This is a genomic window from Polaromonas sp. P1_G4 (assembly GCF_056405475.1).
On record NZ_JBFUCA010000084.1, the window covers coordinates 1 to 11,619 of the forward strand.

The 11,619-nt window shown below is 63.7% G+C and carries 8 protein-coding genes; 3 read left to right on the forward strand and 5 right to left on the reverse strand.

Going from position 1 to position 11,619, the window contains the following annotated elements; translation table 11 throughout:
• Positions 1 to 1,209, forward strand: a 1,209-nt coding sequence (locus tag AC1D1X_RS06415) for an acyl-CoA dehydrogenase family protein (protein WP_477697994.1), incomplete at its 5' end; no start/stop codon positions are given.
• A gap of 100 nt (positions 1,210 to 1,309) precedes the next feature.
• Here the strand turns inward: AC1D1X_RS06415 and AC1D1X_RS06420 are convergent.
• Entirely contained in the window at positions 1,310 to 2,020 is a 711-nt protein-coding gene (locus AC1D1X_RS06420; RefSeq protein WP_477670005.1) for an enoyl-CoA hydratase/isomerase family protein, read from the reverse strand.
• A gap of 164 nt (positions 2,021 to 2,184) precedes the next feature.
• A complete protein-coding gene (gene glmS / locus AC1D1X_RS06425; protein ID WP_477670006.1) occupies positions 2,185 to 4,035 on the reverse strand; it encodes a glutamine--fructose-6-phosphate transaminase (isomerizing) in 1,851 nt (616 codons plus the stop codon).
• Between the two features lie 133 nt (positions 4,036 to 4,168).
• Between glmS and AC1D1X_RS06430 the strand changes: the two genes are divergently transcribed.
• Positions 4,169 to 4,654 carry an Lrp/AsnC family transcriptional regulator gene (locus AC1D1X_RS06430; RefSeq protein ID WP_477670007.1) on the forward strand — a complete coding sequence of 162 codons (486 nt, stop codon included), beginning with the start codon at positions 4,169 to 4,171 and terminating at the stop codon, positions 4,652 to 4,654.
• 63 nt (positions 4,655 to 4,717) lie between these two features.
• Here the strand turns inward: AC1D1X_RS06430 and AC1D1X_RS06435 are convergent, their stop codons facing one another.
• The 3 genes from AC1D1X_RS06435 to AC1D1X_RS06445 all read right to left on the reverse strand — a co-directional run bounded on the left by AC1D1X_RS06435 (position 4,718) and on the right by AC1D1X_RS06445 (position 10,253).
• Positions 4,718 to 6,169: a DUF3999 domain-containing protein gene (locus AC1D1X_RS06435; RefSeq protein ID WP_477670008.1), complete on the reverse strand. Its 1,452-nt coding sequence runs from the start codon at positions 6,167 to 6,169 to the stop codon at positions 4,718 to 4,720.
• Positions 6,166 to 9,162, reverse strand: a complete 2,997-nt coding sequence (locus AC1D1X_RS06440) for a DUF2339 domain-containing protein (protein ID WP_477670009.1) — start codon at positions 9,160 to 9,162, stop codon at positions 6,166 to 6,168. Before AC1D1X_RS06440 ends, AC1D1X_RS06435 begins: the two co-directional genes overlap by 4 nt.
• A 218-nt stretch (positions 9,163 to 9,380) precedes the next feature.
• The gene (locus tag AC1D1X_RS06445; protein ID WP_477670010.1) at positions 9,381 to 10,253 is read right to left on the reverse strand and encodes a LysR family transcriptional regulator; all 873 of its coding nucleotides are present in this window, start codon (positions 10,251 to 10,253) and stop codon (positions 9,381 to 9,383) included.
• A gap of 131 nt (positions 10,254 to 10,384) precedes the next feature.
• Here AC1D1X_RS06445 and AC1D1X_RS06450 point away from each other — a divergent pair, with 131 nt between their 5' ends.
• On the forward strand, positions 10,385 to 11,344 hold the full coding sequence (locus tag AC1D1X_RS06450) for a DMT family transporter (protein ID WP_477697995.1): 960 nt from the start codon (positions 10,385 to 10,387) through the stop codon (positions 11,342 to 11,344).
• The last annotated feature ends 275 nt before the right edge of the window (positions 11,345 to 11,619 follow it).

The following is an 11,619-nucleotide window of genomic DNA, read 5'->3' on the forward strand; positions in this document are numbered from 1 at the left end:
GCGCATGCCGGCAGCGATCTCGGACTGGTGCGCACCCGCGCAACGCCGAAGCCGGACGGCAGCTACCGCGTCAACGGCAGCAAGATCTTCATTTCCGGTGGCGATCACGATCTCACCGGCAATATCCTGCATCTCGTCCTCGCACGCCTGCCGGATGCACCTGCCGGCCCCAAAGGCCTGTCGCTGTTTCTCGCCCCCAAGCTGCTGATGGACGGCAGCCGCAACCATGTCTACTGCGATCGCATCGAAGAAAAGATGGGCCTGCACGGCAGCCCCACCTGCGCCATGCGCTTCGATGATGCGACAGCCTGGCTGGTAGGCCAGCCGGGCGAGGGCCTGAACGCAATGTTCGTGATGATGAATGCGGCGCGTTTGCACGTGGCGCTGCAGGGCATCGGCCTGCTCGACGCCGCATGGCAAAAGGCCGATGCCTATGCGCGCGAGCGCAGGCAGATGCGCGTGCCCGGGCCACGCACCAGCACCGAGCCCGCCGACTTCATCATCGGCCACCCGGCGATGCGCCGCCTGCTGGATACGCAACGAGCCTGGATCGACGGAGGGCGCGTGCTGGCTTACCAGACAGGACTCGAGCTCGACATCGCCAGGTACCACCCTGACCCCACTCGTCGTGAAAGGGCACAGCAGTGGTGCAGCCTGCTMACACCCGTGTTGAAGGCTGCTTTCACCGATCAGGCTTTCCACGGCGCCAGCGAATGCCTGCAAGTTTTCGGTGGCCATGGCTACATCCGCGAATGGGGAATCGAGCAGACCGTGCGCGATTCACGCGTGACCATGATCTATGAGGGCACCAACGAGATTCAGGCCATCGACTTGCTGGTCCGCAAGGTGATACCGGACGGCGGCAAGGCGTTGCGGCAGATGTTCCAGGTCCTGCAGGAGGGCCTGGACGACGGGCGCGCGAACGAGAAGGCTGTATTGAGCTGTTTCGCCCGCCTGGAGATGACGACCGCAGCATTGATCAAGGTCGCGGGTGCGGCGCCCCAGTTGCCCTATTGGGTCGCTGGCGACTACCTGCGCGCGGTGGCGCTGGCACTGYTTGGTTGGGCTTGGGTGCGCATCTGCAACACGCCTGGCGCGCAAGGCAGTGAGCGCTGGCAAGGCCCAAGTGAAGCGCTACGGCGCTGGGTGATGCCTGAGTTCGATATGCGGCTGGGCATCATCGAAGATGAAATCAGGCGCCGGGATTGACCGGCCTTTCATGTGGACGGGGCGACACCGGATCGACGGTCAACCCCAGCATGCCCTGGGCGTTGAGAGATCAGATCTTCCGCACGCCTTGGGCAGCCTGCTAGTTCTGAACCCCGCGACCGCCCAAGGTGCGCTGCGCATCGTTTTCAAGCGCGATGGCATCATCGAAATGGCGAAGGCCGATGTCGTTGAGAACCCGTTTGAAGCTGGCTGCCACCACCGGCTGAAGCGACGCCAGCCTGGCGCCGATTTGTCGGGAAGCCGATTCGAGTTCCTGGTCGGAGACCACTTTCCAGACAAGTCCCCAAGCCATCGCCTGCGCAGGTGAGAACTCTTCGCCCAGGAGCATCAGCGCCTTGGCGCGCGCAACGCCTGCATAGGCAGATAAGGTGGCGGTCAATCCACCCGTCACAAAAACCCCGAGGGAGGACTCCGGCAACTTGAAGCGGGTGCTTTCCCCCGCGATCACAATGTCCGCATTGAGCATCCACTCCAAGCCGGCGCCGACAGTCCAGCCATGAACCGAAGCAAGCACCGGCTTGGGCAGGGACACCAGCGCTTTGGACACGGCTTGCACCAAGACCAGGTCCTCTTCAGTGGGTGGCGCACTGACGTCCCTCCCCGCACAGAATGCCCGGCCATTGCCGCGCAGAAGGAGCACCCGGACGGCATCGTCGCGYGAGGCCAGCTCTATAGCAGCAAGAAGTGCGCGCGCAAGCTCGTTGTCAATGGCATTGAGCTTGTCGGGGCGGTTCAGGGACACGGTCATGATGCCGTCCACGGACTCGATCAGCAGCTTGGGAGTTGTCATGGGTGTGATTCTGAACCGGGAAGCCGTCAGCGAACGCATAAATTTCCGGCCTAATGTTTTTTTGGCCGGACCGTCCGCATATCGGCCCGAGGGAGCGGCGGCTTTGCTGCCTGAATTGAGCGCCCGCCAAACCTCGCAGTGCGCTGCATGCCGCCTCGAATCCGTCACTCCACGGTGACGGATTTAGCCAGGTTTCTCGGTTTGTCCACATCCGTCCCGCGCGCCACAGCCGTGTGATACGCCAACAACTGCAGCGGCACCACGTGCAGCAGCGGGCTCAGTGCCCCATAGTGTTCGGGCATGCGGATGACGTGCAGGCCTTCGCCGCTTTCGATGTGACTGTCGGCGTCTGCCAGTACATAAAGGACGCCGCCGCGGGCGCGGACTTCCTGCATGTTGCTTTTGAGTTTTTCGAGCAGTGCGTCGTTGGGCGCGACGCAGACGACGGGCATCTCGCTGGTGACCAACGCCAGGGGGCCGTGTTTGAGTTCGCCGGCCGGGTAGGCCTCGGCGTGGATGTAGCTGATCTCTTTGAGCTTGAGGGCGCCTTCGAGTGCGATGGGGTAGTGCAGGCCGCGGCCGAGGAACAGTGCGTTTTCCATCTTGGCGAAGTCTTCGGCCCAGCTGATGACTTGCGGCTCCAGCGCCAGCACGGCTTGCAGGGCGGCGGGCAGGTGGCGCATGGCTTTGAGGTGGCCGGCTTCTTCTTCATCGCTGAGCTTGCCTTTGCTTTGGGCCAGGGCCAGCGTGAGCAGGAAGAGGCCTGCCAGTTGCGTGGTGAAGGCCTTGGTGGACGCCACACCAATTTCAACGCCGGCGCGCGTGATGTAGGCGAGCTTGCATTCGCGCACCATGGCCGACGTTGACACATTGCAGATGGTGAGGGTTTGCGTCATGCCCAGGCTTTGCGCGTGGCGCAGCGCGGCCAGGGTATCGGCGGTCTCACCGCTTTGCGTGATGGTGACGACGAGTGATTTCGGGTTGGGTACCGATGTGCGGTAGCGGTATTCGCTGGCCACTTCGACTTGCGTAGGGATGCCGGCAATCGACTCGAGCCAGTACTTGGCCGCGCAGCCGCTGTAGTAGCTGGTGCCGCACGCGAGGATAAGCACCGAATCAATGTCCTTGAAGACGCGGTAAGCCTCGTCGCCGAACAGCTCAGGCACGATGCCCTCGACGCCTTCGAGCGTGTCGGCAATGGCGCGCGGCTGCTCGAAGATTTCTTTTTGCATGTAGTGGCGATACGGGCCCAGCTCTGCGGCGCCGCTGTGGGCGTGCACGGTTTTGACTTCGCGCTGGACGGCTTTGCCTTCTTTGTTGAGTACCCAGTACTTGCCGAGCTGGATGTCGACCATGTCGCCTTCTTCGAGGTAAACGATCTGGTCCGTCACGCCGGCCAGGGCCATGGCGTCGCTGGCCAGGAAGTTCTCGGTCTTGTCCTTGCCGACGCCCAGGATCAGCGGCGAGCCGGCGCGCGCGCCGACGACGCGGTGCGGTTCGTCCTTGCAGAAGGCGGCGATCGCGTAGGCGCCGTGCAGTTGCGCGACGGTGGCCTTGAGGGCTTCAAACAAATCGCCGTCGTACAGGCTGTCCATCAAATGCACGATGACTTCGGTGTCGGTCTGGCTGTCGAAGACATAGCCCTTGGCCTTGAGGCCGGCGCGCAGCTCTTCGTAGTTTTCGATGATGCCGTTGTGCACCAGTGCAACCTTGCCTGCGCGCGCCGTGGCGCCCGCGCCGCTGCCATGGCTGAAATGCGGATGTGCGTTGTGAACGACTGGCGCGCCATGTGTGGCCCAGCGGGTGTGGGCAATGCCGGTGACGCCTTCGAGTTTGTCGGCGCTCACCTGCTCCTGCAACTCGGCCACGCGCGACGTGCTGCGAGCGCGCTTCAGGCCGCCGGCGTACACGGCGACGCCGCAGGAGTCATAACCGCGGTATTCGAGGCGCTGCAAACCCTGCACCAGGATGGGAACGATATTTCGGGTCGAAACGGAAGCAACAATGCCGCACATGAAGGTCTCCTGAAGATCAATGCGGTGATGCTACGTACTTACAGTTTTCCAATGTGATCTATTTTTTCTATTTAATGGAATTTAATTTCATACACTTCAGTATATAGAATTAAATTTCATTTATATTCACTTAATGGAACAAATAACCATTGATGACGTTGACGTGAAGCTACTGGCCAGCCTGCAAACCGATGCATCGCTGAGCAACCAGGCGCTGGCCGAACGCGTCCATATCTCGCCGCCGACCTGCTTGCGCCGCGTGAAACGCCTGCGCGATGCCGGGCTGGTGGAGCGTGAAATCGCACTGCTCAGCCCCGACAAACTGGCCACCCTCACCGGCCACGGGCTGACGGCCCTGGTCGAAATCACGCTGGATCGTCAAGGCACCGAGCAGCAGGAAGCGTTTGAGGCGCGGGTGGTGCAGGACGACGCCGTTCAGCAGTGCTACCGCGTCTCACCGGGGCCGGACTTCATGCTGGTGGTACATGTGGCCGACATGCCGCGCTACCTTGCGCTGGCACAGCGGCTTTTCACCAGCGACGCGAATGTGCGCAACGTGAAGGCATTTTTCAGCACCAAACGCGCAAAATTTGAACCAAAAGTGCTTCTAGGCCAATAGGAATCTGCGCGAGGGGCTATCAAAACAATAGCAATACGACTTCAGGTAGTGGYGGTATAAAACTTATTGACCGGGCTCCACAGCCTGCCGGGTTTGCCTGAGCAGCACCCACGCCATCAGCCCCAGCGCCAGGGCTCCCGCCAGCAAGACGCCCCACAACACCAGGCTGCGTGTGGGCATGCCCTGGCTGGGGGGCTGCGCCGCCACCAGCGGGCCGGCCACAGCGGCACTGCCACCGGTGACGTCTGCTTTGGACACGTCGGCCTGGGCGACAGGCAGCGAGTTTTCCTGCTGGGCCTTGTAGCCAGGAATCAGGCTGGCCATGGGCAGAAAAGCGCCTGCTGCCCCCGTTGCGCTGGCCAGGCCCGCAGCCAGGGTGAAAGGGCCCTGCCCGCTGGCCAGAAAGATGAGCTGTGCCGGTTCGAACTGCAGGACGATTTCAGGCGCGGCGGCAAACCCCGGCGTTTTGAGGTCGGCTTCGATCTTCATTTCGCGCACCGATGAGCCCTGCAATTCGACCGGTCCGCTGGCTTGTTCTTTGCCCGCGGTGGTCATCCGGTAGACCACGGCGCTGGCCAGCAACGCCCACGGCTGGTTGCGGTCATTACGGCCCAGCACGCGGATGGGCACCAGCACATTGCTGCCTTGCGGCGTGATCTTTAAGGCCGCAACAGGCGTGGCAAAAGGCAACGCAAAAGTCAGCTCATGCGGATGGGTCAGCACCGGCGTGGCCATGGTGGCGCCCACGCGCTGGCGCAGGGCCGTGCTGCGGGACGTGACCAGCGTGGCGCCGCGCAGGGTGACGGCGGCGTCCCCCCAGGTGATGCGCAGGTAGTGGTCTTTCAAATCCGCCATGGCAAGCGCCAGGCTGCTGTCACCCAGGCTGGCGGCCGGGGCGGAAGCATCGGCGCGGTACAGCACGGTGTCGGCCAGGGGCCGCCAGTTCTTCAGATCCTTGCTGGCCTGCACATTAAAGCTCACGGGCTGGCCGACCGGCAGGTCGGCGTCCAGCGTCAGGCGGGCTGCCGGCGCATTGACGCTGCGCGTGTCGAGCAGCGCGCCCAGCACCTTTTGCGATGAAGCCGCGCCCGCGGTGTCTGCCGCGCTGCCCGTGTTGAGCTGCACCACGCGCCGGCCCTGCCGCTCTTCAATGCGCAGCGACAGACCCTCCAGACCGGCAGCGCCTGCGGCACCCAGGATGGGATACGCCGTGAGCTTGACCTGCTGCTCCTGCGTAGCCGTTTCCGCGGCGACGTTGGCCAGCGCCATGGGCACCGGCTGACCCGCCGCATTGAAGAGGCGTATGTCGCCATAACCGGCGCTTTGCAGCCGCACCAGGGCTTCGGCCGGCACCACCAGCCGCTGCAACGGCGCATCAGGCGCCAGCGTCACAGGTATGCGAACAGCATACGATTTGGCGCTGCCGGCATCCGCGGCGTCGGCGGCCAGCGCCAGCAACGGGGCTGCCAGCGCGGTGGAGAGCGCCAGGGTTAAAAAGCGTTGGTTGATTTTCATGACTGGGTTACCTTCTGGTCGCCCGCATCTTCGGGCAAAACATCTTGCGCAGTGGCGGTGGCGGCGGCCTTGGGCGGCAGCGGCGCAAAGTAGCCCACCACCAGCATCAGCACCCCCACCACGATGAACGCGATGATGCGCTCCGCCCCGCCGGCGTTCGACAAGTCAATCAACAGCAGCTTGACGACCACCAGGCCCAGCAGGCCAGCGCCCACCAGCCACAGCGGCCGCTGCACGCGCCGGTGCGCCAGCACCATCAGGCTCAGGGCCAGCAGCGTCCACAAAATGGCGTAACCGGTTTGCACCACGAAGCTGCCGAACAGCGCGTCGGCGTCCCAGCGTACGCCGAAGAAATGGTGGGCGATGCGCAGCCACACGGTATTGACGGCGACAAACATCAGCAAGGCCAAAGCCACCAGCGCATTACGGCCGGTCACCCAGCCCGCATTGCCCGGCGGCGGCGCGGCCGTCACCAGCACGCGGCGCCAGAACACCAGGGCGCCCAGTGCGAGCGCAAGCGTCAGGTCGGTCGGGTTGAGCAACGGGATGTAAGGCAGCGGTGCAGTGTGACCCGACGAGTGAACCGCAGCCACCAGCGCGCCCCAGAACACCAGCACCGCCAGCGGCAAGGCGGCATACCAGTAGTAAGCCTGGGCATGCGGATTGAGGGGCCACTTCGCGCCCTGTCGCAGGGCCGCGCTGTTGACACGCCCTGCCCACACCGCCAGCAGCATCAGCACCGCGATGGCGCTGACCAGCAGGACCACGCCGGCCCACGAAGTGCGCCAGAGCTCGGCCTTGCCGATACCCGACCACAGGCAGTCCGCAAGCAGGAAGGTCACCAGCCACGCGCTTGCCGCATGCAAAAAACCATAGGGCGACCGGGCCTCCATTCCCGCTGGCGAAGACAGGGCCAGCGCCTGCTTGTCAGACTGCCGCAGCATCCAGTAATGCAGCACCAGCACCGCCGGCCACACGGCCCACGCCGGCGTGGCGAGCACGCGGTAGCCTTGACCTGCCTGCGCCACATAACCCAGCGCCAGCACACCCACGGTGATGCGCGCCGGCCAGGTCGCCACCGCCCACTGCTTCTTCAGGCCGAGCACCATCGACAAGGCCGCGCTGGCCACCACCGCCAGCATCATCAGCAGGCCGGTGGTGCGGTCACTAAAGGCCTGCCGGGGAAAGGCATCTGCCTCCAGCGCCGGCACGCGGCGGTTGATTTCCAGCAACCAGGCCAGGCACCAGAAGAAAAAACCGTAGAGGTAAACAGGAACACTGAGCTGCGACTCCACACCGGCATAGGCCTTGGCCCACGAAGACTCGCTGTGCGGCAGGGGCCGGCGCAGCCACCAGGCCAGCTGCAGCGCCGGCAGCGCGATCAGCATGGCGCCGATAAAGGCCGGGTTGCCGAACGGAATGGCCGAAACAGGGTTGCCCAGCGCACCTGCGTCGTCAAGCCCGCACAAAAACGCCATGGCGGCCACGCCCTGCAGCAGCAGGCCGAAAGCGCGCGGCATCCAGCGCGCCTGCCGCATGCCGACCCAGAACGCGCCCGCGCCTTCGAGCGCCCAGACAGCCGAGGTCCACTTTGCATCAAGCGCCAGCGGCACCGCCAGCGTGGCAAAACCCACACCCACGGCAATAAAGCATTCGATCAGCAAGCGGTAGCTGGACAGCGCCCGGCGCACCAGCACCATCGCCGTCACCAGGTACAGCGCGGCAAAGCCCAGCGCCGAAAAGGCCGTGCCCAGTTCCATGGCGCGCACCAGCCCGGCCTGAAGGCCGAAGCCCACCAGCGGCGTGCCGAACACCAGCATGGTGTCGACGGCGTTGCCGAGCTTCGTGGGCGTGTTGCGCGCATAGAGAATGGCGGCAAAAAGATAGATCAGTACAAAGCCGATGAGGAAGGGCTGGGTGCTGGCGTAGTGCTCTGGCGTGTACTTGAGAACACCCCAGGCAGTGGCCACGCCGAAGGTGGCGATAAAGCCCACCACGTTCAGGACGCGCCACGAACGCTTGTAGGCAATGAACAAAATGGCCAGGTTCAGCACTGAGTAATAGCTGAAGAGACCCACATGGCTGCCCTGCCCTGTCGACAGCAGGATGGGCACGGCAAAACCGCCGGCGAATGCGGCGACCGCCAGCGCGCGCGAGTTTTGCAGCAGTGCCAGCGCACAGCTCAGCGCGCACACCACAATCATCAAACCAAAGGCCGGTAGCGGTTCAAGCAGGCCGTACATGCGGAAGGCCGCAAACACCGTGAGGTACATCACCGCCACGCCGGCGCCCTGCAGAGCGAGTGCAAAGCCGGGCTTTTCCGTGCGCTTGCGAAAGCCCACGGCCAGCAGCGCGATCGCCGCGGCGGCGATGGCCGCCAGGCGGAATTCCACCGGAAAGAGCCCGGCCGATGCCGCGTAGCGTGCCAGGAATGACAGGCCGATGAACAAAATAACCAGCCCGACCCGGACGATGGTGTTGCCGCCCAGGAACCAGTTTTTGCCGGCAATCAGGGCCAGCTCGATGGCATTGGGCTCGGCCGGCTTGTAAGCCGGCCGCACGGCGGGCGCGGCCTGAGCGCGCGGCAAGCCATTCGGGGCCAGGTCTTCTTGCAGGGATGCCTCTTCGTTGCTAACCGCGCTGAGCGTGCTGGCAGCCACAGGCGCCATGGTTTGCGGCGCAGCAGGTGCGCGTGCAGGAAGCGGGGCAACGGGCGAAGGAGCGGTGTTTTCAAATTCCCTGAAGCCGCCGTCGTCTTCCACAACCTGAATGCTGCCACGCGGCATGGCAGATGGTTGCGGTGCCGATGCAGTCGCCGCTTTGACCTGCTGCGCATGCTTTCTGTGTGCGGCCTCGACTTCGGCGCGCACGGCCCAGCGCAAGGAAAGGCCGGCGAACAAACCGAGGAAGCCCCCCAGAAAGACTCCGAAATCGCCATAGCCCGGCCAGAACCAGCCCAGCACGGCACCCCAAACAATGCTCCAGATAATCATGACCCCGGCCTCCCTGTTGTTTTCCGTGCTGCGATGTTGCACGCCAGCCTGCGGAATGGGCTGATGGTACTTGATGGGCCCACTCGTGAGCACCGGCGGCACGGTGCCGGGCAAGCCAGCAGAAAAGCCCGTCTGCAGCCCTCATTGATTTAGAAAGAAACCGGCTGCAATCCAATCAGGACAAGCGCAAGCAGCTATTAAATAAGTAGCAACCTGATTCAGTGCGCTTTGACTCCTTCACGGGCGGTGTTCCAGAAGGCGCGTGCCAGCGGCGAGAGTTTGGCCACATCCAGGCAGGCCAGGCCGACCGTGCGCGGCTGCGGCGGTGACAGGGGCCGGTACACCACGCCCCTGGGCGCATCGGGCAGCGCCAGGCGGGCAGCTACCGATACCGCCAGGCCCTGTTGCACAAATTGCAGGATGGAAATGATCTGCGTGAAGTGGTACAGCACCTTGGGCAGCGCGATGTTTTTCTGCAGGATGGGCACAATGACCGGGCCGCAGCCGGCCTCTGTCAGCACAAAGTCCAGCCCCGTCAGGGCGGTAACCGGCACGGCCTTGTGTTTGGCCAGTGGGTGTTTGACCGGCAGGATGGCGACAAACTCGTCCTGCACCAGCGGCAGCACTTCAAAGCGCTCGTCAGGCACGACGACAAAACCCAGCTCCACCCGTTTTTGCAGCAGCCAGTCGTCCACCACTTCGTCGCTTTCCTCTTCAATGCGCACCTGCGCGCCTGGGTGGCGCTTTTTAAAGGCAGCCAGCAGTGGTGGCAAAAGGTTGACAGTGGAGGTGGGCCCAAATGAGCCGATGCGCAACGTGCCGGTTTTCAGCTCGCGGGCGTCGCCGAGCTCCTGCGTCATGGTGGCGGCCAGGGCGGTCATTTCGCGGGCCCGCAGCAACAGCCGCTCGCCGGCATCCGTCATGGCCACGCCGGACGCGTCACGCTGCGCAAGCTTCACGCCGAACTGCGTTTCAAGCGCACGCAGCGCATGGCTGACGGCCGACTGCGTCGTGCCCAGGCGCATGGCCGCGCGTGAAAAGCTGCGGCATTCATCGAGAGTGATCAGGACTTCAAGTTGGGCGAGTGTCATGGTCGGTTCAACAAGCGTTAAGGGGGTACGCGGGCAAGAATGAGTAAACACTCATTTGATAGTGAGTCATTTAGCAGTTAATCTCATGCATCAATCTAACCGATGCCAGCCTTTTTCCCAACAAAAACCGCATGACCGCTACAGCCACATCATCCACCGCAGCCCCCCTGTCCGGCATCGCCGCCACGGCTCCCCCGGCGGGTAAAAGCCTCCTGGGCCTGTACCTGCGCCTGACCTGCGTGCCCTTTCTCTGGGGCGGCACCTTCATTGCCGGGCGCGTCATCTCCGCCCACCTGCCGCCCGCCACGGCGGGTTTCATACGCTTTGTGTTTGCTACGCTGGCGCTGCTGGTGGCGCTGCATTTCACCGAAGGCCTGCGCGCACTCACGACACTGTCGCGCCGCCAGCTGCTGGGCACGATGGCGCTGGGCGCCACCGGTATCTTTATTTACAACCTGTTGTTCTTCTCGGCGCTTTCCGTGCTGCCGGCAGGCCGCACCTCACTCATCATTGCCCTGAACCCGGTGGTCACACTGCTGCTGGCCGCCGCATTCCTGGGCGACCGGCTTTCGCCAGTGCGCTGGCTGGGCGTAGCCCTGGCCTTGCTGGGCGTATGGATCGTTGTCACGCGCGGAGATCTTTCGCAAATCGCGCAGTCGCTCGGCAAGGGTGAGCTGTCGATGTTTGGTGCGGTGTGCGCATGGGCGGTGTACACGCTGCTGGGCCGCAAGCTGCTGCAAGGCTTGTCACCCGTGCTGGCCACGCTCTGGGCGGCCATCTGGGGCACGCTGTTCCTGGGCCTGCTGGCCCTGCGCGATATCTCCGGCGTACATGCCGAATCGTTCACCCCTGAGGTGTGGGCCGGCCTGGCCTTCCTCGGCGTGCTCGGCACCGCAGTGGCTTTTGTCTGGTACTACGAAGGCATACGCCAGCTGGGCGCGGCACGCACCGTGGTGTTCAACAACCTGGTGCCGGTGTTTGGCGTGTTGCTGGGGTGGCKGATTTTGGGAGAGCCCTTGAGCATCAGTTTGCTGGCGGGTGGGGCGTTGGCGATTTTTGGGGTGTTTTTGGTGAATCGAGTGAAGAGTTGAGCTTCTGTTTATTTGATGGGCGCGCTCTTTGCTGAGTGCTGCTGGCCGGGGGTTGCCCGGCGGCAAGTAACTTTCTTTTGCKTCGCCAAAAGAAAGTCACCAAAGAAAAGGCGACCCTGCTGTYTGCGACCCTMCGCTTCGCTWCGGGCAACCTGCGGTGCTCGGTTCAGGCGGGGTCTCGCTCGAACTCGCTTCGCTCAGACAATCGCGATCCCTGATCCGCCTGAACCTGCGCTCCTCGGCGCAGACAGAAGGGGYWATCGGGAGCGGGGACC